Here is a 24,977-nt window from a genome sequence, read left to right on the forward strand (position 1 = left end):
CTTGTAGCCGGCGATGTTGGCCTGCGAGGACAACACGTCCATGCTTTGCGCACGCGTGGTCCGCGGCGCGGCTTCCAGGGCGAAGGCCGTAATGCCGGCGGCCGCCATGCGCGCGTTGTTCTCCGCATCGAACGGGTTGAGCATGCCGACGACGACACTGCCGCGCGGAATGAGCGCGAGTTCTTCGGAGGAGGGGGCCCGTACCTTGAGCACGAGTTCTGCACCTAGGGCGTCGGCGGCGTTGCCTAATGTGGCGCCGGCGGCTTCGAAGGCCGCGTCGGGCACGCTTGCGGCGTCTCCTGCACCGCGTCCGACCACGATCTGATGTCCTGACGCGACCAGCTTCTTCACCGTCTCGGGCGTGGCCGCGACACGGGATTCGCCGGTAAGCGTTTCGGCGGGGATGCCGATTCTCATTACGTCTCTCCTTGGGTTTGTGAACTGATCTCATCAGCGGCCAAGGAGCCGCAGCGCGTGCGCTGCCGGGGCAGGCGCATTACCTGCTTCGCCGCTGATGACATTAGTCCTGCACAAACCACTGCAAACGAACTACTGCGCAAACCGGTGATGCGGTACTGCCACTGCATGCTGCACATTGCTGGTGCTGGAAGCTTACCCGAAGATGACTGACGCGCCTATTGCACGAAACCGCATATGGATATGCCGACGCACCGGGATCGCGGTCGTTGCGGCCGACCGACCGGTCGGTCGTCTCGATCGCCACGGTCACGACGGCCGCCCGTCTTCAGCGCCAAACCCCGCCAGACGGTAAAATGCTGCTTTTATCGGGGTGACGTCCCGGACCGACCGCGGGGGCCAACGTCCGCGGCCAAGGTCCATGGGGTCCATCAGGCTCCCCTGTCCCGCAAGGATGTGCCATGAATGCACGCTGGAAGCCCAACGTGACGGTTGCCGCGGTCGTCGAGCGCGACGGCCGTTTTCTGTTTGTCGAAGAGCAAAAGCGTGAGGGCCTGTTGATCAACCAACCGGCCGGTCATCTGGAGCCGGGCGAGTCGATTCTCGACGCGGTGCGCCGTGAAGTGCTGGAAGAGACGGCCTACGCGTTCGCGCCCCAGCATCTGCTGGGCATCTACCTCGCCCCCGGCCCCGGCGACATCGCGTATCTGCGCTTCGCGTTCACCGGCACACTGGGCGAGTTCGATGCGTCGCGCACGCTCGACGACGGCATTGTCGGCACCGTCTGGCTGACGCCGGACGAAGTGCGTGCCCAGCGCGCGCGGCATCGTTCGCCGATTCTCGAGCGCTGCGTGGACGATTACCTGCGGGGGGTACGTTACGACCTCGCCCTACTTCTGACCCATCCGGCGAGCGCCGGCGGGCAAGGCAACACATGAGTCAAAAACGCGTAGTGGTCGGCATGTCGGGCGGCGTGGATTCGTCGGTCACGGCATGGCTGCTCAAACAACAAGGCTATGACGTCGTCGGCCTGTTCATGAAGAACTGGGAAGACGATGACGACAGCGAATACTGTTCGACCCGGCAGGACTGGATCGACGTGGTCTCGGTCGCGGATCTGATCGGCATCGACGTCGAAGCCGTGAACTTTGCCGCCGAGTACAAGGACCGCGTGTTCGCGGAATTCCTGCGCGAGTATTCGGCGGGCCGCACACCCAATCCGGACGTGCTGTGCAACGCCGAGATCAAGTTCAAGGCGTTTCTCGATCACGCCGTGGCGCTGGGCGGCGAGACCATCGCCACCGGTCACTACGCCCGCGTGCGCGAGTGCGTTGGGCGCTTCGAGCTGCTCAAGGCGTTCGATCACACCAAGGATCAGAGCTACTTCCTGCACCGGCTTAACCAGCAACAGCTTTCGCGCACGATGTTCCCGCTTGGCGAAATGCCAAAGACGAAGGTTCGCGAGATTGCCGCCCAGATTGGATTGCCGAACGCGAAGAAGAAGGACTCGACCGGCATTTGCTTCATTGGCGAGCGTCCATTCCGCGACTTCCTCAATCGCTATCTGCCGACCCAACCGGGCCCGATGAAAACACCTGACGGTGCAGTCGTGGGCGAGCACGTGGGCCTGGCGTTCTACACCCTGGGCCAGCGCAAGGGCATCGGACTCGGGGGCAGCCGCGAAGGCTCCGGCGAGCCGTGGTTCGTTGCACGCAAGGACATGGCGAGCAACACGCTGTATGTGGTTCAGGGCCACGATCATCCGTGGCTGCTCTCGGACACGCTCGATGCCGAAGACCTGTCGTGGGTCGCGGGCGAGCCGCCGGCCGAGGGCACGCGCTGCGGCGCCAAGACGCGCTACCGGCAGGCCGACGCCGCATGCGAAGTGGTGCGTGCCGACGCCGACGCGCTCACGTTGTCGTTCTCCGAGGCGCAGTGGGCTGTCACGCCGGGGCAATCGGCCGTGCTGTATGACGGCGAGGTCTGTCTGGGGGGCGGCATCATCGCGGCCACGACGCCGGCCGCCACCGGCAGCGCTAACGCCCAGGCCGCCGTGGCCGCCAAACACGCCATCCTCAATACGCATTGAATCCGCCGGCGCGCGCCGGGGGACCCCCGGCCGCGTGCCGGCGAGTGTCCCCCTAAAGCAAGGAGATTTCATGTTCTCGCGCCGATTCCTGGCTCTGTGGCTCGTCGTGGCGTTGCTCCTGGCAACGTTGGCGGGTGTGCTGTTCGACGGTTGGCATCCGCTCTGGCCGTTGCCGTTTGCAGCGCTGGTGGCGCTCGGCGTGTGGGATATCGTGCAGCAGCGTCACGCCGTGCTGCGCAACTACCCGTTGTGGGGACATTTCCGGTTCCTGTTCGAATTCATCCGCCCCGAAATTCGCCAGTATTTCGTGGAAGACGATACGTCCGAGACACCCTTCTCGCGTGCCCAGCGCAGCATCGTCTATCAGCGCGCCAAGGGCGATGTCGACAGCCGGCCGTTTGGCACCGAGATCGATGTCAAGGCGACGGGCTACGAATGGATCGCCCACTCGCTCGCGCCGACTGTCCTGAAGGATCACGACTTTCGGATCACCATTGGCGCGGATCGCGCGCAGCCGTATTCGGCGTCGATCTTCAACATCTCCGCCATGAGTTTCGGTGCCCTGTCGGCCAACGCCATCCGCGCACTCAATCGCGGTGCGAAGCTCGGCAACTTCATTCATGACACCGGCGAGGGTTCCATCTCGCCGCATCACCGCGAGCAGGGCGGCGACCTGATCTGGGAAGTGGCCTCGGGCTACTTCGGATGCCGCAACGACGACGGCACCTTCAACGCGGAGAAATTCGCGGCGCAGGCGACGACGCCTCAGGTGAAGATGATCGAGGTGAAGCTTTCGCAAGGCGCGAAGCCGGGACACGGCGGCGTGCTGCCCGCGGCCAAGATCACGCCTGAGATTTCCGCCACGCGCGGCGTGCCGATGGGGCAGGACTGCATTTCGCCGTCGCGTCACAGTGAGTTCTCGACGCCGCTCGGGTTGCTGCAATTCATCGAGCGTCTGCGCACGCTCTCGGGCGGCAAGCCGACCGGGTTCAAGCTGTGCATCGGCCATCCGTGGGAATTTTTCAGCATTGTGAAGGCGATGCTCGAGAGCGGCATCCTGCCCGACTTCATCGTCGTGGACGGCTCGGAAGGCGGCACGGGCGCCGCGCCGCTGGAGTTCACCGATCACGTGGGCGCGCCGCTGCAGGAAGGACTTCTGCTCGTGCACAACACGCTCGTGGGGGCCGGGTTGCGCGAGAAGATTCGCATCGGTGCATCGGGCAAGATCGTTACGGCATTCGACATCGCCCGCACGCTGGCCATCGGCGCCGACTGGTGCAACTCCGCGCGCGGCTTCATGTTCGCCATCGGCTGTATTCAATCGCAGAAATGTCACACCGACCGCTGCCCGACGGGCGTGGCAACGCAGGATACGTTGCGTCAGCGCGCCCTGGTGGTGCCGGACAAGGCGCAGCGCGTGCATCAGTTCCACGCGCATACGTTGCATGCGTTGCAGGAGTTGATTCAGGCGGCGGGGTTGTCGCATCCGTCGGACCTGCGAGCGCATCACATCGTCGAGCGTGTGTCGACCAACGAGATTCGCCTGATGTCGGAATCGCTCAAGTACCTCGCGCCGGGCGATCTGCTGCGCGGGCAGTTCCGTTACCAGCTCTACGAGAAGTACTGGCCGATGGCGCGCGCCGACAGTTTCTCTCCGGCCGAAGTTGCCTGACCGAACGGCGCAAGCCTGGGCAAGCTGCTTCCACAAAAACCCGACGCGATGCCGCGCCGGGTTTTTTTGCGCTTTCCGACAGTTTTCTTCCCAAATCCGATAACGCCGAGGTCCGGCGTCGCACATTAAGGTCTCCACCGGATGATGCTGGCGGGCGGACTCGCCTATGGTGTGGGCTTCGACTTTGTCATCCCGGCGACCGCTCGTCGTCAGAGGAGGAGCCTATGAGTACGGTGCGATTTCTGATCAGCCACCACGACGTCAAGCTGAATGTGAACGGTCTCGTACACACGCTGCCCGCCGGCGGCATGACCGCCACCCATTCGGATGCGACGATCGATGCCCCAGGGCCGGTGATGTCACACGATTTTCACGCCTGCGACCTGCAGGCGCTGTACCCCGATGTCGTCGATCTGCTCGACCGTCGACCGCTCGGCGTTTTTCATCGACAAGCGGCACGCACGTTGATTCTCGAACCCAGCATGGTCGACGTGGCCATGACGTTGCAAAACGTCGACCGCATGGCGATGCTGCGCTTCTTCTACGTCTATTGCCTGTGTCGCGATCAGCGGTACTTCTCGGCCATGTTGCGTCAGACGATTGCGGGCAGCCATTCGCTGTTCGATTTCGTCGAAGCGAATTTTCACCGGCCATGGCCGGTCGGCCGCCTGGCCGAAGAGTTCGGCATGCCGCTACGCAAATTTCGCTATCTGTTTCAACAGACGTATGGCATGCCCGCGAAGCAGTGGCTGCTGGAGCGGCGCCTTCGGCTGGCACGCGATCTGCTGCTGTCCACGCGACACAAGGTGCTCGATATCGCGCTCGAATGCGGCTTCACCAACCACGCGCATTTCACCGATACCTTCCGCAAGCGCTTCGACTGCGCGCCGACGGAAATCCGCCTCGGCACGCCGCCGCAGCGCGGTAGCCGTCGTGTGGCCATGCCGCAAGCCGACGCCTATGCCGCGATGCGCGCCGATCTGGTGGCGGGACACGGCGCCCTCACCGAGGGGGGGGGGCAATGAACGTCGAAGAGATTCACCGCGGGATGTCCGAAGGGGTGCGACGCATGTCGGACGAGGCCACTCAGGCCGTGCGCGCGCCGGAAACCAACGACCCTCGGCATATGCTCGATGTCCAATTCAAGTTGCAGCAGTTCTCGACGATGGTCGGGCTGCATAGCGCGGCGATCAAGCTCATCAAGGACACGCTGATGGGCATCATCGCCAAGATCGCATGACGTGCGCGGACCGCGTACCGCGCAATGACGCCGATGCATGGCTGGACGCGTCGATCCGGCAAATCGTCGTCGAACTGGCGCTGGCGGGCGCGCATCACGGCATGCATTCGCAAGCCCGCGTGATCCTTCATGCCTTGCCGTCGCTCGTGACGGATCGTGAGACGCGCCAATGGCTGCACACGGCGCTTCTCATCGCACTCGGCGATGCGCGCGCGGCGCGCGCGCACCTCGCGGAGATCGTGGCGGCCGGACATGACGCCGATCCGACAGGCGACGTGCTCACGCGCTGGCTTGACGCGATGGACGCCAGCCAGTCCACCAACGCGACGTCGCCGACGTCGCCGACTTCGCCCGCGCTGCCCGCTTCCACCCCGTCCTCTTGCCCCTCTCCAACTTCCACGACATGACGACTTCCCAGATCCCCGAGGTACTTGCGCACGTGTCTGCCATTGCGACGCCAGCGAACGCCGCGCTCGTGCCGGCCAACGCCAGCGAGCACGACGCCGTTCGTTTCGGCCAGGCCCTTGCGAGGGTGCCGTCGCTGCCGGAGCATCATTTGCTCAGCGCAGCGGGCAAACTCGCGGGCAACACCGAGCGGCTGGTGGAGCGGGTGGCGATTGACGGGCGCACGCTGGACGATCCAACCCGCATGCTCGCGGTGCAGCGAGTCCTGACCGAGCGCGTGTTGGCGCTGGAGTTCGTGGCGAAGGTGGCGGGCGCCGCCACGCAAGGGGTGAACAAGCTGGTGCATATGCAATGACGTGCGGCCGTGGCATCGCTGACATCGTGACGAGATCGGCGGGACGCGCCGTATCCGTGGCACAAAGCCCTTGGCGCGGCCGATGGCTGCTCGGCGGCATGCTCGTGATCTCGCTCGCCGGATGCAAGGTCGAATTGCATCGCTCGCTGAGCGAGACGGAGGCCAACCAGATGCTGGCACTGTTGCTGGTCTCCGGGCTGCAGGCCGACAAGCGCGCCGACACCGCGGGTATGACGGTTCGCATCGATCGCGGCGATTTCGTGCGCGGTGTCGAGGTGCTGCGCCAGCACGGCTTGCCGCGACAGAAGCGCGCGTCCGTCGAGGACGTCTTTCCACCTGGACAACTCGTCAGTTCGCCCGTGCAGGAGCAGGCGAAGCTCATCTATCTCAAGGAACAGCGACTCGAGCGCATGCTCGCGTCGCTCGACGGTGTGATGGTGGCCGAAGTCTCGATCGCGCAGGTGCCGACGGATTCCGCAGGGCGCACGACCTTGCCGCCCGGCGTGGCCGTCTTCGTGAAGTACAGCCCCGAGATCAATATGACGCAGCGTATGACCGACATACGCAGTCTGGTGCACGACAGCGTGCCAGGGGTGACGCCCGAACGTATCAGCATCGTGTTGCAGCCCGCCGACTATCGCTTGCCCCGCGCGTCCATCGACGCGTCGACCGGTGTGCCCGCCGGCACATCGACGGATCGCGGACGCGGCGTGCCAACGTTGGCGCGGGGCATGGTCGCGGCGGCGTGTATCGGGGTGGCCGCGGCCGCGGCGGTGGCGTGGCGTCGGCGCGCAGCATGGGTGCCGCGCTTGCGCGCCCGCGTATCGAAGGCATCGTGACGCCTGCGCACAACGACGGCGTTACCCAACTTGCGCGCCTGATCTGGCAGCCCGGCATGCATATGGATGTCGGTTGGTGGCGCGCGTTCGATATGTTGCCTTGGCGAGAGACGTACCGGAGACAGGCCGCGTGCCGCAAGTCCATCGACGCTCTGGTCATCGCCCGGCGCGGCTGGCCGAGCGCGGCGGCGGGCGATTGCGCCCCCCCGCAAAGCAACACGGCACACGCGATGTTGAGGCGGTTGCCGAACCTGCGACGTCTGTCGTTGGCCCACGGCTTGCGCACGCTGGGATGTCCTGACTATCTCCTGCTTGGCACGTACCGCCGTGCGTTGTCGTCATGCCTCGATGCCTGGCAATGCGACCGTTTGCTGCTCACGCGCCGCGATTGGCCGGCCAGTGCCACCTTGTCGCCCGAGCAGGTCGTTCCTGCGGCGCTGGCGGCCACCGGCGCGTGCCTGGATGACGCACTTGAACTGCCGTCCGTCGACGTGGCGACGGTGACCAAGGCCGCCAGATTGTTGCTTCCCCCACCGGCTGATATCGAACCGTTTGCGTCGGGCGCGCGCGTGACGAATGAGGACATCTGGCTGCGGTTTGCAGCGTTGGAGAAGATGCTATGTATGTCGTCGACTTCGCCTTGACGGCCATCGAAGCGATGGGCGGCCCCGCACCCGAGGGGCCGGTGATTTCCCGCCAGGCGCTCGAGGGGCTTCGCGAACAGGCAAGCCTGCGGGCTCGCTGGATGGCGGAGGCACAGGCCGAACGTGACGCCGCGCGGGACGAACGCGAGCAGGCGCATGTCGATGCGCAAGCGCTGCGCGACGCGTGGCGGGAAGCGGCGTGCGAGCAGGCCCGACAGGAGGCGGCGGCGCTTGCGGAAGCGGCCCGCCGCGACGCCGTGGCGCAGACCGTGGCATGGCTGGTCGACGAGGCGTCGCTCGAGCGCGATATCGCTCGCTCGTTGGAGCGTCGCGTGACAGACGCCTTGAGCGCCGCGCTGTCGAATTTCGTCGCCCCGCTCGATGTCGGTGAGCGTTTCGCGCAAAGCGTCGCACGTGCGTTACCCGCGCTGGTGCGCGAAGGGGCGCTCGTGCTGCGAGTGCCGCCCGCTCATCGCGACGGCGTGGCCGATGCCTTGCGAGCGGCCGATATTGTGCTGGCCTGCACGGCGGATGCCACGCTGGTCGGCCGGCAGGCCCGCATCGAAAGCGAATGGGTGACGGTATGCCTGGATCTCGACGCGGATCTCGCGGCCGTGATCGAGCGCCTGAACGCGCGTCCCGATCGGGAGATCGCTGATGGTTGAGCGCTTGCCATCGTCGGGTCCCTCGGCCGTTCGGGCCCCCCAGCAAAACGAGGCCGTTGAGCGCCGGATGGCGGACGAATGGCTGCCGCTGGATGGCGAGGGAACTGCGGCGCGCGGGTTGCCTGCCGACGTGCCGGGGCATATCGCGCTTATCGAAGCGGCCATCGCACAGAACGAAGAGGCGGCGGTCGCCGAATCCCAAGAGAATCTCAGCTTCGCCCTCGGGGTGCGATTCCGCAGGACGGGCGATCGCGATGTGCGCGACGACAAGCAGCGCGCGCGCGCCCTGTTCGAGCAGCAGATGCATCGGTTTGCGCGCGTGAACGGGGCGCAATTCGAGAGGCTGCGAGGGCAGTTGCGCGATCTCCCGTTCGTTCCCGACCCGCACCAACTGATTCGCCAGGCCCACCTGTCGGCCGGGCATGCGGCATTGGTCGTTGCCGCCTGGTTGGCCGATGGCGGGCTCGACAGCGGAACGCGCAGCCGCTTGCGCCGGACGTTGGACGAACTGACGTCATCCGAGACGTGGGCGATCGAGGCCTTCGCGGCGCTGGAATGCGGTAGCGGGCAAAACCCGGGCATGGCGCTGTTGCAACAACTCAAGTCGCTGTTCCGCCAGTCCCAGGGATCGCAGCGCTCGTTGACGCAATGGTTCGACGAGTGCCGACGCTTTGCGCAGCGTCGTGCACGGTTGCGCGCGCTGATGCAGGCGCTGGGGTTGGAGCTGGGCGCGCGGCAGGCCGATGTGGACGTCACGCGTCTGGCGGCCGTCATCGACGATCTTCGTCGCGTGGTGCTGTTTCTTACGCTGGAGTCGGCGTGCGAGCAAGCGGCGCAGACACTGCGCGCCGCAGGGGCGCGCGCGTTCGAGACGGACACGATGATCTCGGAGATGCTCACGTTGCTGGATCAACCGTGGGTGGGCGCGGAATGGCTTGCGCAACGCGCGGCCTATCTAGGCATGGTGACGGTCGACGCGCGCTACGCGTTTGCGCGCGAATTGACGCGGCTAGTGCAGTCGGCGCATGACGGTTGCTTTCGCGACGAGACACAACGCGAGACGCTCGGCGAGGCACTGGATGGCTGGCGCGCGGAGATCGCCCACGAGGGGGAGGTGAACGGGGGGTAGCGAGGAAGTGGGGAAGCGAGAAAGCGAGGATCGGGGGGATGGGCTGGCGCACAACGGATGCGCCAAAGGGTGCCGCGGCGGCGCTCAGGCGCGCAGGTGCTCCCGGCAGAGCTTGATACGGTCGTAGAAATCGGTGAGCGCTTGCGCGAACGGCTCGGGCTCGGCGGCGGCTTCTTCCGTGACCTGCGCATGAAGAATTAGACGACGGTCTCGCTCGCGTAGCTGCACGTGCCCGGTGACAGCCCATTCGGCCGGCTCAATGAGAAATTGCAGAAGCCGCTCACTGTTGGCACGATGCAGGCGCGCGGCTTCGTCGGTGGCCACGACGGCGTGAATACTGCACGCCTGGTTTTTCAAGGTTTCCACGATGATGCTGGGCGACGCGGTGAACGTCAGCTCGATGGGGGAGTGATTGTCGACGGCATCAATCTTGCCTGGGTCGCAGCCGATCAACTTCAGAGCTTCGACGAGAGTTTGCGCTAGGTCGTAACTTGGCATGATATGCGTGGAGAGTGGAAGAAATCGACATCGCGCCCCGAGTCGGCGTCATGCGACAACGCGAGGACGAAAACCGCTCGCGCGGGGCGCGCGATGCCGAAGGTTCCCACGATTGGGTTGCGCGGACTTTGGTCGCGCGAGCCGGGTTGTCGCTTCTGCGCACACGCGCGCATCGGTCGACGCTTGCCGTTGCGCTTGTCGTTATGACGACGCCCCGTAAGACGTGCCATACCGTCGTGCGACGCCCTCGAGAATCACCTCGGCGGCGCGCACCGCCTGCATCTGTGTTTGCGCAAGCGCGTGCTGTGCGGGCGTCAGTGGCGTGTGCAGTGCCTGCTGGAGCGCCCGGCGCGCGACATCGAGCTGTGTGCCGATGTCGCGCGCGACAGCCTCCGGTGCGGCGGCGAGGCGGTCCTCAAGTCGGGTCAGGCGAATCGTCATGCAGCGTCTCCGGAGACAGGGGTAGGTAGAAAAGCCGGTCGTGGGAGCCGATCGACACGCCGCCCGTATGAATCGCGATCACGCGGGTGCCGCCGGGCAGACGCGCCCCTTGCGCCAGGCGCGTGCCGTCGGCGAGGGTGATCTGCGGGGCGTTGGGCGAGCCGCCTATGCTCACGAGCGGCGCGGAGAAGCCCGTTTCGGCCAGCGTCGGGATCTGGGGCGGCAGCGGCTCGATGCGCACGGGCATCGCGTTGTCGCCGGTGTTCCATGTGTCGACGATGCCCTTCAACGACGCCTGGCGTCCCACGGTCAGTGCCCCGGTGAGCCGCCATCCGTTGCGATCGCGGGCGATATCGATGCCGCGCAACTGGCCGGCGTCGCGTAGCGTCTTCACCAGCCGCTCGAAGCTGTTGGCCGTGCCCTCGGCCACGCGCCAGCCATGCGGCAGCGCCAATGCATCGAGCGCGTTGGCGGCCGACCGCCAGCGGGCGTCGGCGACCGTCGGCGCACCGATAAGCACTTCGCCGTCCGGCGTGACGCTCACCTGTGCGGTACCGAAGCCGTGCAACCGTAGCAACGTGCTCACCGTCTGTATCGAATTCGCGGGACACCAGGTCTCGTCGCTCAACGCTTTGCCCAGCCAACGCGCCTCGGCGCGCAGTCGTGCGAGCGCGTCGTCGTCGATGCAGCCGCCGGACAGGCGTACCGCATTGCCGCTGTGATGTAGTGCGACGCCAGGCGCGACGCGTGCCGCGAGCGCCTTGAGCGCATCGGGCGGCGGCGGCTCGGCGATGACGTTGGCGGTTCCCGTGCGCCAGATCGCTACGCCTGCCGCCGCGATCAACAACGATAGTCCCGTGACGGCAATCCAGGCAGTCGGGGCGCGAGCGCGCAGCGCAGGCGCTTCGGTCGCTTGGGGGGCCAGCGGCGCGAGGGGCACGTGAAGCGAAGACGCGTGCTCGGGACGCCGCTCGGGACGTTTGGGCATGGGCACGGGGGCGCTTTCGCTGCCGTCGCCGAGCCAAACGCCGAGGCCTGCAAGATCGATCGCGGTATGCAGCGGGAGCCTGAGCGTGTCGGTCGCGCGATCATCCGATGCGGCGATGGGCGCGCCGTCGACCCAGACCGGCGCCGGCGTGAGCAGCCGGACGCCATCGTCGTCGACGCCCAGCGCGATCTGCGCGCCATGATCGAGCGTCATCGCGATATCGGAATCACTGTCGCCGATCGTGAGCGTGCCCGGCGGCAGCGGCATGGGACGTCCGGCGAGAGGGCCATCGAGCAGCGTGAGCGTGAGCATGCTCATGCGCTCGGCAGGTCGGCCGCCGGCTCGGCCTTGATCAGAAACAGACGCATGACACTGTCGCTCCGGTTGCTCGTCGAACTGAACAGACGGCCGATGAGCGGCAGATCCCCCAGCAGGGGGATCTTGCGCTCCTGCTCGTGCTGCGCGTCTTGCACGAAGCCGCCGAGCAGCAGGCTTTGTCCCGCCTGGAGCGTGGCATGCGTCGAAATCGAGGAGTTGCGGATCGTCGGGACCTCGTTGCGGCTGTTGCGTTCGCTGCGCACTTCGCCGCCGTCTTCGATATTGAGCGTGAGCATCACCTGCTCGCGACCATCGCCTTCCTGCGGAACGAGTCGCGGCGTGACACGCAATAGCGATCCCGACGTCACGCTCTCCAGTTTGGCGACCTTCTCGCCTGAGACCTTGGTATAGAACGTCACGCTGCGATCGAGCACGGCCTGCATATTGTCGAGGGTGACGATGGATGGGCGGGATAGTACGCGCGCCTTGGAGTTTCGCTCCAGCGCGCTCAAATTGACCATGAACTTGTTGGTGTCGCCGACCAATGTCGTGAACGTGCCGGAGTCGCCACTCTGTGTCTGCGAGTTCAGCGACACGGCGCCGAAGCCACCCAGCCGGGCGCTGCCGGAGAAGTCGACGCCAAGTTCGGCGATATCGCTGGCGTTGACGTCGATGATCGCCACCGAGATGTCGACCAGGCGGGGCCGGATGTCGAGCTGCGCGATCAGGTCGCCATAGATCGGCAGATTGCGTCGCCGCTCACGCACGATGACCGCATTGCGACGCGGATCGGCGGAAAAGCGCGGTGTGCCGGAGCGCGAGCCGGTGGCGAGGGGAAGGCGGGCGTCAAGGCCGGCGCCTGCCGACGCGCCCGGCGAGGCAAACACCGCCGCGGTGGCCCCGAGCGGACCGGCGCCGAGAATCAAATCCTTCAGTACGCTGACAACGCCCGGCACGACGACTTCCTGCCCGCGATAAAAGTACCTCGTGTCGTCCGCCGTCGCGAATTTCAGGGGAAATATCTTGATGGTCTCTTCGCTTTCCTGCTGATCGCGTGCGTCGCGTTCGAGGTGGTCTGCGAGCATGGCGACCGTCTCGATGCAGGCGGGAACGCCAGCGATTTCAAGCGCGTGAGTGGCCGGAATCGCCCGTGCCACGCAGTGCCGCGGGTGCAGCACACCGGCATTGCGCAGGTGCCCGAGCAAGTCGCTGGGCGAGGCGTAACGCACGGACATGACGCGCCGCGTGGCCTCGCTGGACTTATAGACGTTGAGCGTCTGGCCGTTGAAGTACCACGAAAGCCGATACCGTTCCGATAGTGCGTCGAGGGTTGCCTGAGCGGAACCCGCAGGTAGCGTGCCGATGAAGCGATCGTCGACGTGCGGACTCACGACCGTCGGAATGCCGTGGTGCGCCCCGAAGTCACGCAACAACTCCGCGAGAGGCGTGCCTGCGCTCTGGAAGACGAACGGGCCGCCGCGCCAAACCGGCGTGCCCGGCGAGACCCGGGGCGCAGGCGCCGTGAGGGGCGCGGCAAACGATGCGGTGGCCAGCGTGGCGCACAGGCTCCCGGCAAGCAGCGCGACGGCGCGCGAAGTGAAGGAAGACGGCATGGTCAGCAGCGGCGCAGCGCTTGAAGACGGCGGCTGGCGTCTGCCGCCCCGGCGGGACGACCGGCCGCGTGAGGCATGAATGATGCGGGTGGCACTGCGTCGGCGCGCAGGCCCTGCGACGTCACCATCGTGCAGGCCAGCAGTTGGCGGCGAAGCTGCGCTTCCACGCGTGCGGCGGGTTCGCTGTCGTCGAAGCGGTGAACCCACCAGACGGCGTCGTTCGCAAGGCACAGGCTGTCGTCGCGCAACGCCGGCTGACCGGCCAGCGCGAGGGAAAGCCGCAGGAGCCACCGGGCGAGCGCGGGGTCGTCATCGAGCGCGGTGGCGAGCGGTTGCGCATGGGGATGAGCGCGCATATCGCCAGGCATGCGGGCGTGCGATGGCAGCGTCAGCGCCGTTGCGACGCAATAGCCGCCGTTGGCTCGGCACGTCCAGCCGCGTTGGCCGTCGAGATCGAGCGCGATGCGCGCGCCCTGTACGTCGCGCGGGGCAATCCAGTCGAGCGCGGCAAGCGCAAATGGCAAACGCATAGGTATCTGAAGGAGGCAGTGCACGGACACGGGGAACGAAGCGCATGCGACATCGGCGGCACACGCCATCACGGGTCGCCGTCGATCGACACGGCGGCGCACAAGGTTCCTCATTATCAAGCGCTGAGGTGCCGGCACAATCCGGCGCAGACCTGAAGTGACGCTCGGGCGGCGTGGTTTGGGGGGCTTTCCCACGTTCGGCGTCAGGCGAAGGCACAAGATTCGCGCAAGTGGCCCGAAGTCGATAGAAAGTGAACAAAAATCCGTATGAGTGCTTGCGTGAGTGCTTATGACCAACTGTCGAGGAGCTGCGAATGACGGGGTGTATCGGTGTCGTCGTTGTCGAAGACCACGAATTACTGGCCGACGGACTCTGCTGCCTGATCGAGCACGATCTCGGTTGGCGCGTACTTGCCCGGGTCGTCAACGGGCTCGATGTCTACCGGGCCTGCGTGGTGCATCGACCGACCCTGATGATGCTGGATCTGGGCCTGCCTGGCATGGACGGCGTGGACGTGATCCGCCAATGCGCCCAGCGCTGGCCCGACCTGCGCATCGTCGTCAACTCGGCCAGCAACGACAGCGAGCGTGCGCGCCAGTCGCTGGAGGCCGGGGCGGCGGCATACGTGCTCAAGAGCAGTACTCGCGCGACGTTGATCCACGCGTCGTACCAGGTCATTCGTGGCGAGCGTTTCGTCGATCCGGCCGTGTTCGGTGGCATGCACGATCCGGAGGGCGGGCGCCACGTGCCCCGCCCATGCGCGGTCGAGATGCCCGAGCGGCTGCTGACGCTGCGTGAACGACAGGTGCTCAAGCTGGTCGCGGAAGGGCAACGCAATCGCGACATTGCGCAACTGTTATCGATCAGTGTGAAGACGGTCGAGACCCACCGGCTGAACATGATGCGCAAGCTCGATGCGCACAACGTGGCGGATATCGTGAATTGGGCACATCGGCTGCGCATGATGCTGTGACGAAGGCGGACCCTCGTCGGAACACCCACCGCGAAATTCAGGTATGCGCCGGATAGCCCCCGCGGCCGTGGATGCGCGACCATGCCCGCTGCCGCTACCTGAGCGCCCTCCGAGCCGCGCGTGCGCCGCCAGCACGTTCCCAACGCAAGATCGCCGATGGACACCCAGACTCAACGCAAGCTCGAGCAGCTCTTCGAACTGCTGGCGCTACCGCCGCAACGTGTGGCCCCTCGCATGCGCGTGGTGCTCGCACCCTGCGTGCTGATGATCGAGGTCGATGCGCAGGGCGTGACGTTGGTGTTGACGCTGATCGATCGCGCCGCCCGCGCGCAGCGGTGGTTGCCCATGTTGCTGCAAACCTGCGCGCCGGAGTGGAGTCTCGGCCTTCCCGTGCGGGCCTGTGTGGCGCAGGGACGCCCGATGCTGATCGCGACGCCGCCGGCGAGCGGCAACTCACAGGCCGTCGATTGGTTCGCCTGCCTCGGCCGCATGCGGCGCCTGTTGGAGCGAATCGATGCCCGGCAGCAGCAGGAGGTTCGCCCGTGACGCGCCTGCTGCCCTGGCTTCGTGTCGCTGCCGGCCGGCAGGACATCGTGCTGGCCGCGCTGCTGCTGGTCACGGTGCTGATGATCATCATCCCGATGCCGCCGTCGGTGATGGATCTGCTCATCGCGCTCAATCTCGGGCTGTCGTTGTTGCTGCTGATGGTGGCGCTTTATATCAACGAGCCGCTCGATTTCTCGGCGTTCCCATCCGTGTTGCTGATGACCACGCTGTTCCGGCTGGGGCTCACGATCAGCACCAGCCGCCTGATTCTGCTGCGCGCCGACGCGGGCGACATCGTCTACACGTTCGGCGATTTCGCCGCGGGCGGGAACATCGTCGTCGGCATGATCGTGTTTCTGATCATCACTGTGGTCAACTTCATTGTCATCACCAAGGGCTCCGAGCGCGTGGCCGAAGTCGGCGCCCGGTTTTCGCTCGATGGCATGCCCGGCAAGCAGATGAGCATCGACGGCGATCTGCGCGCGGGCACGATCGACGCCGCCGAGGCCAAGCGCCTGCGCCGCGTCGTGCAGAAGGAGAGTCAGTTCTACGGCGCGATGGATGGCGCGATGAAGTTCGTCAAGGGCGATGCCATCGCCGGACTCGTCATCATCGTGGTGAACTTGCTGGGCGGCATCGGGGTGGGCGTTTTCATGCGCGGCATGAGTGCGGGCGATGCGGCGGCGATCTACGCGATTCTCTCCATCGGCGACGGGCTGGTGTCGCAGATCCCGGCGCTGCTCATTTCCGTGACGGCAGGCATCATCGTGACGCGGGTGCCTGGCGAGCAGCGTCGCAACCTGGCACGCGAACTCACCGATCAGCTTGCCGCACAGCCGCGCTCGCTGACGTTGGCGGCCGTGGTGCTCGTGCTCTTCGGTCTGATCCCTGGCTTTCCGATGCACTATTTCCTCCTGCTCGCCGCGCTGGCGGGGACCGCCGCGTGGTGGGTGGGGCGGGGCGGGAGCGAAGGTCAAGGGGACAAGGATGGCGCGCAGGGGGACGCCGGCGGCGCGCAAGCGAAGCCGGGACGTCCGGGCGCGCTGCCGCTGCAGGCACGGGTGGGGGCCGCACTAGCCGAGGCAGCGGGCGGCACTGCGGCGCTCGCCGCGCGCATCGATGCCCTGCGCGATCAGAAGTTCGAGCAGTTCGGCGTGCCAATGCCCGAGGTGCAGGTGGTCGTCGACGCCGGCCTGCCGGGCGAGACGCTGGATATTCAGCTCTATCACGAGAGCGTGATGACGATCGATGTGGCCGCTGACGCCGCATTGGCGCAGCACGACGCGGCGCATCCGATTCCCGCGCTGCGCAGCCTTGATGCCGGTGCGCCGCGCGAGATGCCGTTGCCGTTCGGCGGGCAGATCCTTTTCTGGCTGAACGACGCGCAACGCCAGGCGTGGCAGACGCAAGGCGGCACCGTGATCGTGGGCGCGGACCGTGTGGCGCACTGCGTGTCGCTGGTCATCGACGCGCATGCGGCCGATTTCCTCGGTGTGCAGGAAGCGCGTTTCCTGATGGATGCGATGGAAGATCGCTACGGCGAACTCGTCAAGGAGCTGCAACGCCAATTGCCAATCAGCCGGACGGCGGAAGTGCTGCAGCGACTGGTCGCCGAGGGCGTGTCGATTCGCGACCTGCGGCGCGTGTTCGAGGCCCTGATCGAATGGGCCCCGCGCGAGCGAGATCAGATCATGTTGACCGAATACGTGCGGCTCAGTCTGCGACGTCACATCACCCGACGCTTTCGACGAGGCGCCGAACACATCACCGGATGGAACGTGGGACGCGGCATCGAAGATACCGTGCGGGCCGCCGTGCGGCAGACGGCGTCGGGGTCCTATGCCGATCTGAATCCCGCGCAGACCGACGCGATTCTGAACGCCATCGACGGCGCATTGACCACGCATGACGGCACGCCAGCCGTGCTGTTCACCGCCATGGACGTTCGGCGTTTTCTGCGCAAGCTCGTCGAGCGCGAGCGCGCCGATCTCGCCGTGTTGTCGTTCCAGGAAGTCGCCGACGAGCCGCATGTGCGGGTGCTGGGCACGATCGACGTGCAGGGAGCCTACTGAGATGCGTCGCCCGGACGCCGCAGGCATCGCCAATGCGCTTTGTCGAACGCTCGACGCGCGGCGCGAGGCATGTGACGAGTGGCGGCGGACGTCCGGCGGTGAAGCGCGCTACGGGCGCATCGACAAGATCACCCCGAATGCGATGCGCGCCCGATTGCCGGGCGCGGCGCTCGGCGAGCAATGCCGCGTGGTCTCGCCGTTGCTCGACGCCGAGGTCATCGCGGTCGAGGGGCGGCATGTCTGGCTGGCGCCGTATGCCGAGCCGAACGGCGTGGCCAATGGCGCGCTGGTGCAGGCGCTGGGAACGTCGTCGCGCGTGGCCGTCGGCGATCACCTGATCGGCGAGGTGCTCGATGGCCTGGGGCGGCCGTTGGTCCCCGCGACGGCGGCCGACGAGGCGCCGACGTCTGGCGTGGCATGGCGCTCGCTGGACACTGAGCCGCCGCCCGCGATGAAGCGCGCGCTCGTGTCCGCGTGCCTGCCCATCGGCGTTCGCGCGATCGACGGCATGCTCACCTGCGGTCGCGGCCAGCGACTCGGCATCTTTGCGGCGGCGGGGGGCGGCAAGAGCACGCTGTTGGCGATGATGTGCCAGGGCGCGCAGGCCGATGTGATCGTCGTCGCGCTGATCGGGGAGCGCGGGCGCGAGGTGCGCGAGTTTCTCGAGACGGCCCTCACCCCCGAGGCGCGTGCACGGACGGTGTGTGTCGTAGCGACGTCCGATCGTCCCGCGCTCGAGCGGATGAAGGCCGCCTACACCGCAACGGCCATTGCCGAGGCATTTCGCGACGACGGCAAAGACGTGCTGTTGCTCATGGATTCGCTGACGCGCTTCGGGCGCGCCGTGCGCGATATCGGGATGGCGGCCGGAGAGCCGCTTGGGGCGACGAGTGGGTTGCCCCCGAGCTTCTATGCGCGCCTGCCGCGGTTGCTGGAGCGCGCGGGCACCGGCGTGCGCGGCAGCATCACCGCGTTCTACACGGTGCTCGTCGAAGGCGACAACCTGGACGAGCCGCTCGCCGACGAGGTGCGCTCGATCGTCGACGGTCACATCGTGCTGTCGCGGCGTCTTGCGCAGGAAAATCACTATCCCGCCATCGACGTCGGGAGGAGCCTCTCTCGGGTGATGTCGTCGGTGACCGATGCGCAGCATGTCGACTCGGCGGCGCGTGTCAGGCGCGCGATGGCGCTGGCGGCGGAGGTCGAGTTGCTCGTACGTGTTGGCGAATATCAGCCAGGCAACGATCCGGAGACCGACGACGCGCTCGCCCGCGCCCCGGACATCCGTGCCTTTCTTTGTCAGGCGCAGCACGATGTGGCGCCATTCGACGACACGCGCGCATGGCTCGAACATCTCGCGAACTGAAGGACGACGAGGGCCTGGTGGCGTTGGCTGCCCTCGCCCGGCGCCGCGAAGCCGGCCTGCGTGCCGCATTGGCCCGCGTGACGGCCGCGGCGCGCGATGCCAACGACACGGTCGTTGCGTGCGAGCGCGCGTGCGACGCGCAATGTCGCGTGTGGCAGGACGCGCTGTCGCGCGGCGGCGTCTACGGGCGACGCGAGGCCGCTGACGCGCCGGGTGCGGTGGAAGTGCAGCGTGCCGCCCTTGGCGAGGCGCGCAACCAGCACAGCGCTGCGCTCGCGCACGCGAAGCTTGCCGACGCCGAAGTGCGTCAGCAACGCGAGCGTCTACAAGCGAATGCACGTAAGCAGGAAAAGCTACGGGAGTTGCTGACGCTTTACCGCCGGTAAATGAGCAACGGGCAACGGGCAATGGGCCGCAGGACGCGGAACGGGCTCGCTCCGTTCCCCGGCGCCAAAGGGATTGCGCACCTACGTCGAACGAAACGCGCTCACCACCATTGCCATCAAAAGGACTTCAAGATGCGTACCATTCAACGAAGTGGCCCGTCAGCCGATGCGCTCGTCGGCTTGTCCGACCGATCGTCGTCTCAGCGGCGCGACACCCCTACGCCCGATGGCAGGCGAAGCGGCGACCGTCACGAACGGACATTCACCCTGTCATGCGAGCCTGCCGCGTGCGTGTCCGGACCCGCCGATGTGCTGCGCTGGTTGCGTGTCTGGCACGCGCGTCAGGATGCCAACTGGGACGGAGGCAGTTCGTTGCGCGTGTTGGTGCATGGTGGCGCGCTCGACGCGTTGGTCGTCGAAGCTCGGCGCGGACGGCTGGGCGTGACGGTGAGCCTGCTCTGCGTGCGGCTCACGATGTACCGGCGCTTGCTGGCGCATCGGGGGCGACTCGAGCGCGCACTGACGTCGCGCCTGAAGTTGCCCGTCACGATCGAAGTCGAGGCGCGATATGTTCCCTGAGTCGGACGTCGGGTTTATGACGGGCCCGCTGCCGGGGCCGTTGGACGCGGCGCTCATGGGCGTCGGCTGCGTGGCCTTTGTCGAAGGCGATACCCAAGTCCGCGTCGGCTGGCTACTCGCGGGCGGGGACGGTCTGGTCGTGACGGCGCGCGTCGACGAAGGTGTTGTCGGCCAGACGCGCTTCTGGTGCGACGCGCAGCAGTGGTGCGACTGGCTCGCGCCGAGCCTGCCGGTCCCGTCGTGGGACGCGCTGCCGCCCGCGTGGCGGGCCAGCGCGGCGTCGCTCACGCTGGCGACGGGCGACGTGAGCGCGGACACGTCGCTCGACGCGGCGGTCAGTGCGGCCGACGCCGCCCGCGATACCGGGTCATGGCCGCGCGCAACGGCCCTCGCACCCGCCGATGTGGAGACAACGTGGCGTGTGGGCATGGTGTTGCAGCGAGAGGGACGTCGGTTGGCATTGATGTATCTCGACGGTGCGACGTCATGGCTGCGTGAACGCTGCCAGCGGGCGACACCAGACGACATCGCGCTCGATCCGTCGGGATTGCCGACGCGTCGATGTGCGCTGGTAGCGGGATGGGCGACGTTGCCCCGCGCGCAATGTGAGCGGCTCCAGGTGGGAGACGCTGTGCTACTCGATGCGGCGGCTCACATCGCAGGCGGTGAGTACTGGCTCGTGGACGGCGACTGCGCCATGCCCATGCGTGACGGCCGGCCGCTGGATCGGCGCGTCCTGCAACTCGACGGCACGAACGCCAGTTCACCCCACGACACCCTGTCGACGGCCGCAGGGGCGCGCCAGGATGCAGCCACCGTGCATTTGACTGCTCTCGTCGCGGAAAGGCAATTTCCCATTCCATTGCTGACGGCCTGGCGTTCCGGCAACGATGCCGTTTCCCAAAGCGAGGCAATCGCCTGCGCGTTGTCGGCCGATCGAATCACGCTCCTGCATGACGACTCACCGTGGGCCGCCGGACGTTTGCTGCGTTTCGACGACGGACGACTCGCGGTGTGCATCGACAGCATGATCGACGCATCCACCGCGAACGCTTCGTTTGAGGTCGCGCTCACCGAGCGTGATGCGCCCGGTGAGCGCGATTCTCCCCCGCGCTATTTGGGGTCGTGACCGGATGGGCGTGCATCCGGAGACGACTTAACCTCTCGGATGCCCAACCCGGTAGTCAACGACGCTCATTGGAGTTTGCATGTCCCTGCTCGACCACCCGGTGCAGCTCGTTGTCGTACTTTCGCTGCTCTCGATCATGCCGTTGCTGGTGGTGCTGGGAACCGCGTTTCTGAAGCTGGCGGTCGTGTTCGCCCTGTTGCGCAATGCGCTCGGCACGCAGCAGATTCCGCCCAACATCGCGATTTACGGCTTATCGCTCGTGCTCACCTGTTTCATCATGGCCCCGGTGGCCTTCGACATCGAGGCCAACCTCGAGGCGCGTCCGGTGTCGTTGTCGTCCAAGGATTTCGTGGCCGATGTCGATGCGAGCGTCCTGACGCCTTACCGCGCGTTTCTCACCCGTCACACCGATGCGAGACAACGCGACTTCTTCGCGAGCGTCGGCCGTGAAACATGGCCGGAGGCGCATCGCGACCGTCTGGGCAGCGATTCGCTGCTCGTCCTGATGCCGGCGTTCGCGCTGAGCCAACTCGCCGAAGCGTTCAAGATCGGGCTGCTGTTGTACCTGCCGTTCGTGGTGATCGACCTGGTGATCTCGAACATCCTGCTCGCGATGGGCATGATGATGGTCTCGCCCATGACCATCGCACTGCCGTTCAAGTTACTGATCTTCGTCATGATGAACGGTTGGGAGCAGTTGGTGCGACAGTTGATGCTCTCCTACGCATGACGCGGCCTGGAGCGCACCCATGAGTGAAGCCATCGTCGTCAATCTCACGAGCGAGATGCTCTGGCTCACGCTCCTCCTGTCGCTGCCCACCGTGGTGGTGGCGGCGGCCGTCGGCGTGCTGGTCTCGCTGGTGCAGGCGCTTACGCAGGTGCAGGACCAGACCGTGCAGTTCCTCATCAAGCTCATCGCGGTGTCGGTCACGTTGGCTGCCACCTATGCGTGGATGGGCCACGTGCTGCTGCATTACGCGGGTAACGCGTTCGAGCAGATCAGCCGGATGCGGTGAGCGACATGACGTCCTCCTTCGTGCAGGGCATGGCGCCCGTCGTCGACACCTTGCTCTCGCCGCTCTGGGCCGACCTGTACGGCTGGTTGGTGGCGTGGGGCGTGGCGATGCTCCGCCCGCTGGGCATTGCGATGCTGCTGCCGGTGTTCTCCGTCGGCATGCTCGGCGCCGGCATGTTGCGCAATGCGCTGGTACTGGCGCTGGCGTTGCCGGTGGTGTCGCTCGTGCATGCAAGCCCGGAAATGCCGGCGCACTGGGGCGCCTGGGGCATGCTGGTGCTGCGCGAGTTGTGCATCGGCGGCCTGCTGGGCTTTGCCGCCGCGCTGCCGTTCTGGGCCGTCGACATGACGGGGTACGTGATCGACACGATGCGCGGCGCGTCCATGGCGAGCGTGCTCAATCCGCTGATGGGGGCGCAGTCGTCGGTCTTCGGCATCGCGCTCACCCAGATGCTCTGCGTGTTGTTCTTCGTCACCCCGGCGGCGCAGGCCTTACTCACCGCGTTATACGACTCTTACGCCGCGCTGCCGGTTGGCCAGCCGTGGCAATGGCATGACGACAGCGTGGCCTGGCTGCTCGCGCTCTGGCAGGCGATGCAGGTGATGTGCGTAGCGGTGGCGCTGCCGGCGATGGTCGTGATGGTGCTGGTCGATATGTCGATGGGCTTCATCAACCGGGCCGCGCAACAGCTCAACGTTTTTTTTCTCGCCATGCCGGTGAAAAGCGCGATGGCGCTGCTGGTGACGGTGGCCAGTCTGCCGTTTGCCGTTGCTGTGCCGCTGCAGGGCTGGTATCGGCTGCCCGACGTGTTTCGCGCCTGGGCCGCGCTCGCGCTGCCCGCATCCTGAGGCCGACATGAGCGAAAAGAGCCAGCCGCCCACCCCCAAGAAGATCGAAGACGAGCGCAAGAAGGGACGCGTCGCGAAGAGCGCCGATCTTGCCGTGTGCATGCAACTCGGCGTGGTGCTGGCGTGGCTGACGTTCGAAGGCCCGGCGCTTCACGATGCGCTGCAAGCGCTCGTCGCGCGCATGTTAGGGGGGCTCAACGATCCGATTGACGACGCCGTGCGCGGCATGCTCGGACCGTCGTTGCTGCTCTTCGTGCGTTTCGTGGGCGGTCTTGCCGTGCTGTTGATCGTGACGACTTGGCTCGCGATGGTGTTGCAGGTCGGCATGCTCGTGGCGCCCGAGAGCGTTCGTCCCAAGTATGAACGGATCGATCCCATCGCCAAGGCGAAGCAACTGTTCTCGATGCAGTCGCTCTTCGAGTTCGGCAAGTCGCTCGTCAAGGTGGCCGTGCTGGCCGTGGTCTTTTTCTATCTCATCCGGCAGTACACGCCGTCGCTCGCCGCGCTGCCGCAGTGCGGGCCGTCGTGCGGTCTTGCCCTCACGGTGCGGTTGATGTTCTGGCTGATGGCGGTGTTGGTTATCGCGTATGTGGTGTTCGGCGGGCTCGACTTCGCGTATCAGAAGTATCAACTTCGCAAGCAATTGATGATGTCCCACGACGAGATCAAGCGGGAATCCAAGGAGGTCGAGGGCAACCGGGAGATCAAGAACAAGCGGCGCGACATTCATCGGCAGACGATCGAAAGCGGCAGTCTGTCGGACAACGTGAAGCGGTCGACGGCCGTGGTGCGCAACCCGACCCACATCGCGATTTGCCTGCGCTACGTGCCCGGCGAGACGGCCGTGCCGATGGTGATCGAGAAGGGCCGCAACGAACGCGCGCGGACCATCGTCCGGCTCGCCGAGCGCGAAGGCGTGCCGATCGTCGAGCATGTGCCCGTGGCTCGCCGCCTGATGGACGACGTCGAGATCGACGCACCGATTCCCCCCGATCTGTTCGACGCGGTGGCCGCGATTCTGCGGCTCGCGCTCGACCTGCCTTATGAGGTGCAAGCGGCGAACGCCACGCCGGACGCCGATGCGATGCCGCAGGACGGTGGCGTCGGAAGCGACGCGCAGGATACGCCCACGCGCTCGTCCTCGGGAGACGGCGCATGAGTGGGCGCCGGATTCGGGATTCGCGCCGGTGGCGCACACGGCTCGCGGGGGGCGTGCTGAGCGTGTTGAGCGTGCTGGGGCCGTCGATGTCCGCATGGGCAATGGACGGGGGATTGCTGCCGCGTCACCCGCGAGTGGCTGACGCGCAGCTCGTGGTGCCCGTGCTGCGCGCTACGCCAGACGCGTTGGCGCGGCCCGCGCAAGCGCCTGTCGTCGCCAGCCCCCGCAACACAGACGCCCCGACGTCTACCGTCGCCAGCGGCAGCGACACGGACGCACCGACGTCTACCGTCGCCAGCGTCCGCAACACAGACGCACCGACGTCTATCGTCGCCAGCGCCCCGGTGGCACCGACGACGTCTGCCGAGCCCGCACTCCCCTTCGACTCGCTAGTGCAACGCGCGGCGCAGGTAGCGTCGGTCGATGCGGCGCTGCTGCACGCCATTATCGACACGGAGTCGGGATATGACCCGCAGGCGGTGTCCGCGCGGGGGGCGATTGGGTTGATGCAGGTGCTGCCGCGCACCGGCGAGCGCTTCGGCGTGCGACGTCTCGAAGACCCCGCCGAGAACGTGCGCGCCGGGGCGTCGTACGTCCGTTGGCTGCTGTCGCGCTTCGATGGCGACCTGACGCTTGCGCTGGCCGCTTACAACGCGGGGGAGGGTGCGGTGCTGCGTTACGGGCGTCAGATCCCGCCGTTCCCGGAGACGCAGAATTACGTGCGCAAGGTGATGGCCGGCTATACGCGCTTGCGCGACGCCAGCCCGGCGCCTGCGGGGCTCACACCGCCCACGCCCCGCGTGCAGCCGATGCAGCCCGCTGCCGCCTTCGCCGATGCCAATGCGCAGACCACGACAACGCCTGCCACGGAACACGGCGATGCCGCCTCGGACGGGGCCGCGAGGGAACGCGCCTGGCGTTTGCTACGAGGGGTGGGGGCGCTGCTGACACGCAGCCCGTCGGCGGAAGCCTCCGACAGCCGCGGACGCGACCGGCCAGCGGTCGTCTTGCCCGCGCGCGGGCAGTCGCGCGGCGCTGGCCCGGCAATAGGCGGATAGG

At 66.5% G+C, this 24,977-nt stretch carries 29 protein-coding genes; 23 read left to right on the plus strand and 6 right to left on the minus strand.

Features of this window, described 5'->3' with window-relative positions:
* The coding region (locus tag PSO31014_RS20010; RefSeq protein ID WP_484555847.1) for a Rossmann-fold NAD(P)-binding domain-containing protein at positions 1-417 on the minus strand (417 nt) is incomplete at its 3' end.
* Between the two features lie 461 nt (positions 418-878).
* Here PSO31014_RS20010 and PSO31014_RS20015 point away from each other — a divergent pair.
* From PSO31014_RS20015 to PSO31014_RS20065, 11 genes are all read left to right on the plus strand, one after another.
* Positions 879-1,355 carry an NUDIX hydrolase gene (locus PSO31014_RS20015; protein WP_150553221.1) on the plus strand — a complete coding sequence of 159 codons (477 nt, stop codon included), beginning with the start codon at positions 879-881 and terminating at the stop codon, positions 1,353-1,355.
* Positions 1,352-2,506 (plus strand): tRNA 2-thiouridine(34) synthase MnmA, encoded by a 1,155-nt coding sequence (mnmA, locus tag PSO31014_RS20020; RefSeq protein ID WP_150553222.1) that lies wholly within the window; start codon positions 1,352-1,354, stop codon positions 2,504-2,506. Before PSO31014_RS20015 ends, mnmA begins: the two co-directional genes overlap by 4 nt.
* A gap of 70 nt (positions 2,507-2,576) precedes the next feature.
* Positions 2,577-4,178, plus strand: a complete 1,602-nt coding sequence (locus PSO31014_RS20025; protein ID WP_150553223.1) for an FMN-binding glutamate synthase family protein — start codon at positions 2,577-2,579, stop codon at positions 4,176-4,178.
* Between the two features lie 224 nt (positions 4,179-4,402).
* Positions 4,403-5,203 carry a helix-turn-helix transcriptional regulator gene (locus tag PSO31014_RS20030; RefSeq protein WP_150553224.1) on the plus strand — a complete coding sequence of 267 codons (801 nt, stop codon included), beginning with the start codon at positions 4,403-4,405 and terminating at the stop codon, positions 5,201-5,203.
* Positions 5,200-5,418 carry a type III secretion system needle filament subunit SctF gene (gene sctF, locus PSO31014_RS20035; protein ID WP_017233974.1) on the plus strand — a complete coding sequence of 73 codons (219 nt, stop codon included), beginning with the start codon at positions 5,200-5,202 and terminating at the stop codon, positions 5,416-5,418. Before PSO31014_RS20030 ends, sctF begins: the two co-directional genes overlap by 4 nt.
* Positions 5,415-5,825, plus strand: a complete 411-nt coding sequence (locus PSO31014_RS20040; protein ID WP_150553225.1) for a DUF1039 domain-containing protein — start codon at positions 5,415-5,417, stop codon at positions 5,823-5,825. The genes sctF and PSO31014_RS20040 overlap by 4 nt, the downstream gene beginning before the upstream one ends.
* Entirely contained in the window at positions 5,822-6,178 is a 357-nt protein-coding gene (sctI, locus tag PSO31014_RS20045) for a type III secretion system inner rod subunit SctI (protein WP_150553226.1), read from the plus strand. Before PSO31014_RS20040 ends, sctI begins: the two co-directional genes overlap by 4 nt.
* Before the next feature lie 56 nt (positions 6,179-6,234).
* On the plus strand, positions 6,235-7,017 hold the full coding sequence (sctJ, locus tag PSO31014_RS20050) for a type III secretion system inner membrane ring lipoprotein SctJ (RefSeq protein ID WP_217424931.1): 783 nt from the start codon (positions 6,235-6,237) through the stop codon (positions 7,015-7,017).
* Positions 6,975-7,661: a type III secretion system domain-containing protein gene (locus tag PSO31014_RS20055; protein ID WP_150553227.1), complete on the plus strand. Its 687-nt coding sequence runs from the start codon at positions 6,975-6,977 to the stop codon at positions 7,659-7,661. The genes sctJ and PSO31014_RS20055 overlap by 43 nt, the downstream gene beginning before the upstream one ends.
* Positions 7,637-8,326 (plus strand): hypothetical protein, encoded by a 690-nt coding sequence (locus tag PSO31014_RS20060; protein ID WP_150553228.1) that lies wholly within the window; start codon positions 7,637-7,639, stop codon positions 8,324-8,326. The genes PSO31014_RS20055 and PSO31014_RS20060 overlap by 25 nt, the downstream gene beginning before the upstream one ends.
* A gap of 67 nt (positions 8,327-8,393) precedes the next feature.
* Entirely contained in the window at positions 8,394-9,455 is a 1,062-nt protein-coding gene (locus PSO31014_RS20065) for a TyeA family type III secretion system gatekeeper subunit (protein WP_174976596.1), read from the plus strand.
* An 84-nt stretch (positions 9,456-9,539) separates the two neighbouring features.
* Here the strand turns inward: PSO31014_RS20065 and PSO31014_RS20070 are convergent, their stop codons facing one another.
* The 5 genes from PSO31014_RS20070 to PSO31014_RS20090 all read right to left on the minus strand — a co-directional run bounded on the left by PSO31014_RS20070 (position 9,540) and on the right by PSO31014_RS20090 (position 13,843).
* Positions 9,540-9,953 (minus strand): InvB/SpaK family type III secretion system chaperone, encoded by a 414-nt coding sequence (locus tag PSO31014_RS20070; RefSeq protein ID WP_150553230.1) that lies wholly within the window; start codon positions 9,951-9,953, stop codon positions 9,540-9,542.
* A 201-nt stretch (positions 9,954-10,154) separates the two neighbouring features.
* Positions 10,155-10,394, minus strand: coding sequence for an EscE/YscE/SsaE family type III secretion system needle protein co-chaperone (locus PSO31014_RS20075; RefSeq protein WP_150553231.1), 240 nt, complete (start codon positions 10,392-10,394; stop codon positions 10,155-10,157).
* Positions 10,369-11,700, minus strand: coding sequence for a type III secretion system inner membrane ring subunit SctD (gene sctD, locus PSO31014_RS20080; protein WP_150553232.1), 1,332 nt, complete (start codon positions 11,698-11,700; stop codon positions 10,369-10,371). Before sctD ends, PSO31014_RS20075 begins: the two co-directional genes overlap by 26 nt.
* Positions 11,697-13,313: an EscC/YscC/HrcC family type III secretion system outer membrane ring protein gene (locus PSO31014_RS20085; protein ID WP_150553233.1), complete on the minus strand. Its 1,617-nt coding sequence runs from the start codon at positions 13,311-13,313 to the stop codon at positions 11,697-11,699. The genes sctD and PSO31014_RS20085 overlap by 4 nt, the downstream gene beginning before the upstream one ends.
* A gap of 2 nt (positions 13,314-13,315) precedes the next feature.
* Positions 13,316-13,843, minus strand: coding sequence for a hypothetical protein (locus PSO31014_RS20090; protein ID WP_150553234.1), 528 nt, complete (start codon positions 13,841-13,843; stop codon positions 13,316-13,318).
* Between the two features lie 314 nt (positions 13,844-14,157).
* On the opposite strand from PSO31014_RS20090, the gene PSO31014_RS20095 reads away from it, so the two are divergent.
* From PSO31014_RS20095 to PSO31014_RS20150, 12 genes are all read left to right on the plus strand, one after another.
* Positions 14,158-14,817, plus strand: coding sequence for a two component system response regulator (locus PSO31014_RS20095; protein WP_150553235.1), 660 nt, complete (start codon positions 14,158-14,160; stop codon positions 14,815-14,817).
* Positions 14,818-14,973: 156 nt separating this feature from the next.
* A complete protein-coding gene (locus PSO31014_RS20100) occupies positions 14,974-15,363 on the plus strand; it encodes a hypothetical protein (RefSeq protein WP_150553236.1) in 390 nt (129 codons plus the stop codon).
* Positions 15,360-17,435, plus strand: a complete 2,076-nt coding sequence (gene sctV / locus PSO31014_RS20105) for a type III secretion system export apparatus subunit SctV (protein WP_150553237.1) — start codon at positions 15,360-15,362, stop codon at positions 17,433-17,435. The genes PSO31014_RS20100 and sctV overlap by 4 nt, the downstream gene beginning before the upstream one ends.
* A gap of 1 nt (position 17,436) precedes the next feature.
* The gene (locus PSO31014_RS20110) at positions 17,437-18,801 is read left to right on the plus strand and encodes a FliI/YscN family ATPase (RefSeq protein WP_150553238.1); all 1,365 of its coding nucleotides are present in this window, start codon (positions 17,437-17,439) and stop codon (positions 18,799-18,801) included.
* Positions 18,777-19,187, plus strand: coding sequence for a hypothetical protein (locus PSO31014_RS20115; protein WP_150553239.1), 411 nt, complete (start codon positions 18,777-18,779; stop codon positions 19,185-19,187). The genes PSO31014_RS20110 and PSO31014_RS20115 overlap by 25 nt, the downstream gene beginning before the upstream one ends.
* Before the next feature lie 132 nt (positions 19,188-19,319).
* The gene (locus PSO31014_RS20120; protein ID WP_150553240.1) at positions 19,320-19,766 is read left to right on the plus strand and encodes a hypothetical protein; all 447 of its coding nucleotides are present in this window, start codon (positions 19,320-19,322) and stop codon (positions 19,764-19,766) included.
* A gap of 16 nt (positions 19,767-19,782) precedes the next feature.
* Positions 19,783-20,895 carry a hypothetical protein gene (locus PSO31014_RS20125; RefSeq protein ID WP_150553241.1) on the plus strand — a complete coding sequence of 371 codons (1,113 nt, stop codon included), beginning with the start codon at positions 19,783-19,785 and terminating at the stop codon, positions 20,893-20,895.
* 79 nt (positions 20,896-20,974) lie between these two features.
* A complete protein-coding gene (gene sctR, locus PSO31014_RS20130; protein ID WP_150553242.1) occupies positions 20,975-21,625 on the plus strand; it encodes a type III secretion system export apparatus subunit SctR in 651 nt (216 codons plus the stop codon).
* Positions 21,626-21,644: 19 nt separating this feature from the next.
* On the plus strand, positions 21,645-21,911 hold the full coding sequence (sctS, locus tag PSO31014_RS20135; RefSeq protein WP_017233091.1) for a type III secretion system export apparatus subunit SctS: 267 nt from the start codon (positions 21,645-21,647) through the stop codon (positions 21,909-21,911).
* Between the two features lie 5 nt (positions 21,912-21,916).
* A complete protein-coding gene (gene sctT, locus PSO31014_RS20140; RefSeq protein ID WP_150553243.1) occupies positions 21,917-22,759 on the plus strand; it encodes a type III secretion system export apparatus subunit SctT in 843 nt (280 codons plus the stop codon).
* Between the two features lie 7 nt (positions 22,760-22,766).
* A complete protein-coding gene (locus PSO31014_RS20145; protein WP_150553244.1) occupies positions 22,767-23,918 on the plus strand; it encodes an EscU/YscU/HrcU family type III secretion system export apparatus switch protein in 1,152 nt (383 codons plus the stop codon).
* Complete coding sequence (locus tag PSO31014_RS20150) at positions 23,915-24,976, plus strand: lytic transglycosylase domain-containing protein (protein WP_246176889.1); 1,062 nt, start codon at positions 23,915-23,917, stop codon at positions 24,974-24,976. The genes PSO31014_RS20145 and PSO31014_RS20150 overlap by 4 nt, the downstream gene beginning before the upstream one ends.
* Position 24,977: the final 1 nt, after the last annotated feature.

It is taken from the genome of Pandoraea soli (assembly GCF_902459595.1).
In the GTDB taxonomy this organism is placed as follows: domain Bacteria; phylum Pseudomonadota; class Gammaproteobacteria; order Burkholderiales; family Burkholderiaceae; genus Pandoraea; species Pandoraea cepalis.

Coding starts and splice junctions, on each gene's coding strand:
- PSO31014_RS20115 (WP_150553239.1), top strand. CDS start 18,777: ATGGCTCGAACATCTCGCGAACTGAAGGACGACGAGGGCCTGGTGGCG.
- PSO31014_RS20150 (WP_246176889.1), top strand. CDS start 23,915: ATGAGTGGGCGCCGGATTCGGGATTCGCGCCGGTGGCGCACACGGCTC.
- sctI (WP_150553226.1), top strand. CDS start 5,822: ATGACGACTTCCCAGATCCCCGAGGTACTTGCGCACGTGTCTGCCATT.
- sctF (WP_017233974.1), top strand. CDS start 5,200: ATGAACGTCGAAGAGATTCACCGCGGGATGTCCGAAGGGGTGCGACGC.
- PSO31014_RS20060 (WP_150553228.1), top strand. CDS start 7,637: ATGTATGTCGTCGACTTCGCCTTGACGGCCATCGAAGCGATGGGCGGC.
- sctD (WP_150553232.1), bottom strand. CDS start 11,700: ATGAGCATGCTCACGCTCACGCTGCTCGATGGCCCTCTCGCCGGACGT.
- PSO31014_RS20030 (WP_150553224.1), top strand. CDS start 4,403: ATGAGTACGGTGCGATTTCTGATCAGCCACCACGACGTCAAGCTGAAT.
- PSO31014_RS20070 (WP_150553230.1), bottom strand. CDS start 9,953: ATGCCAAGTTACGACCTAGCGCAAACTCTCGTCGAAGCTCTGAAGTTG.
- PSO31014_RS20065 (WP_174976596.1), top strand. CDS start 8,394: ATGGCGGACGAATGGCTGCCGCTGGATGGCGAGGGAACTGCGGCGCGC.
- PSO31014_RS20075 (WP_150553231.1), bottom strand. CDS start 10,394: ATGACGATTCGCCTGACCCGACTTGAGGACCGCCTCGCCGCCGCACCG.
- PSO31014_RS20085 (WP_150553233.1), bottom strand. CDS start 13,313: ATGCCGTCTTCCTTCACTTCGCGCGCCGTCGCGCTGCTTGCCGGGAGC.
- PSO31014_RS20025 (WP_150553223.1), top strand. CDS start 2,577: ATGTTCTCGCGCCGATTCCTGGCTCTGTGGCTCGTCGTGGCGTTGCTC.
- mnmA (WP_150553222.1), top strand. CDS start 1,352: ATGAGTCAAAAACGCGTAGTGGTCGGCATGTCGGGCGGCGTGGATTCG.
- sctT (WP_150553243.1), top strand. CDS start 21,917: ATGACGTCCTCCTTCGTGCAGGGCATGGCGCCCGTCGTCGACACCTTG.
- PSO31014_RS20095 (WP_150553235.1), top strand. CDS start 14,158: ATGACGGGGTGTATCGGTGTCGTCGTTGTCGAAGACCACGAATTACTG.
- PSO31014_RS20120 (WP_150553240.1), top strand. CDS start 19,320: ATGCGTACCATTCAACGAAGTGGCCCGTCAGCCGATGCGCTCGTCGGC.
- PSO31014_RS20145 (WP_150553244.1), top strand. CDS start 22,767: ATGAGCGAAAAGAGCCAGCCGCCCACCCCCAAGAAGATCGAAGACGAG.
- sctR (WP_150553242.1), top strand. CDS start 20,975: ATGTCCCTGCTCGACCACCCGGTGCAGCTCGTTGTCGTACTTTCGCTG.
- PSO31014_RS20110 (WP_150553238.1), top strand. CDS start 17,437: ATGCGTCGCCCGGACGCCGCAGGCATCGCCAATGCGCTTTGTCGAACG.
- PSO31014_RS20090 (WP_150553234.1), bottom strand. CDS start 13,843: ATGCGTTTGCCATTTGCGCTTGCCGCGCTCGACTGGATTGCCCCGCGC.
- PSO31014_RS20055 (WP_150553227.1), top strand. CDS start 6,975: ATGGGTGCCGCGCTTGCGCGCCCGCGTATCGAAGGCATCGTGACGCCT.
- PSO31014_RS20040 (WP_150553225.1), top strand. CDS start 5,415: ATGACGTGCGCGGACCGCGTACCGCGCAATGACGCCGATGCATGGCTG.
- PSO31014_RS20125 (WP_150553241.1), top strand. CDS start 19,783: ATGACGGGCCCGCTGCCGGGGCCGTTGGACGCGGCGCTCATGGGCGTC.
- PSO31014_RS20100 (WP_150553236.1), top strand. CDS start 14,974: ATGGACACCCAGACTCAACGCAAGCTCGAGCAGCTCTTCGAACTGCTG.
- PSO31014_RS20015 (WP_150553221.1), top strand. CDS start 879: ATGAATGCACGCTGGAAGCCCAACGTGACGGTTGCCGCGGTCGTCGAG.
- sctS (WP_017233091.1), top strand. CDS start 21,645: ATGAGTGAAGCCATCGTCGTCAATCTCACGAGCGAGATGCTCTGGCTC.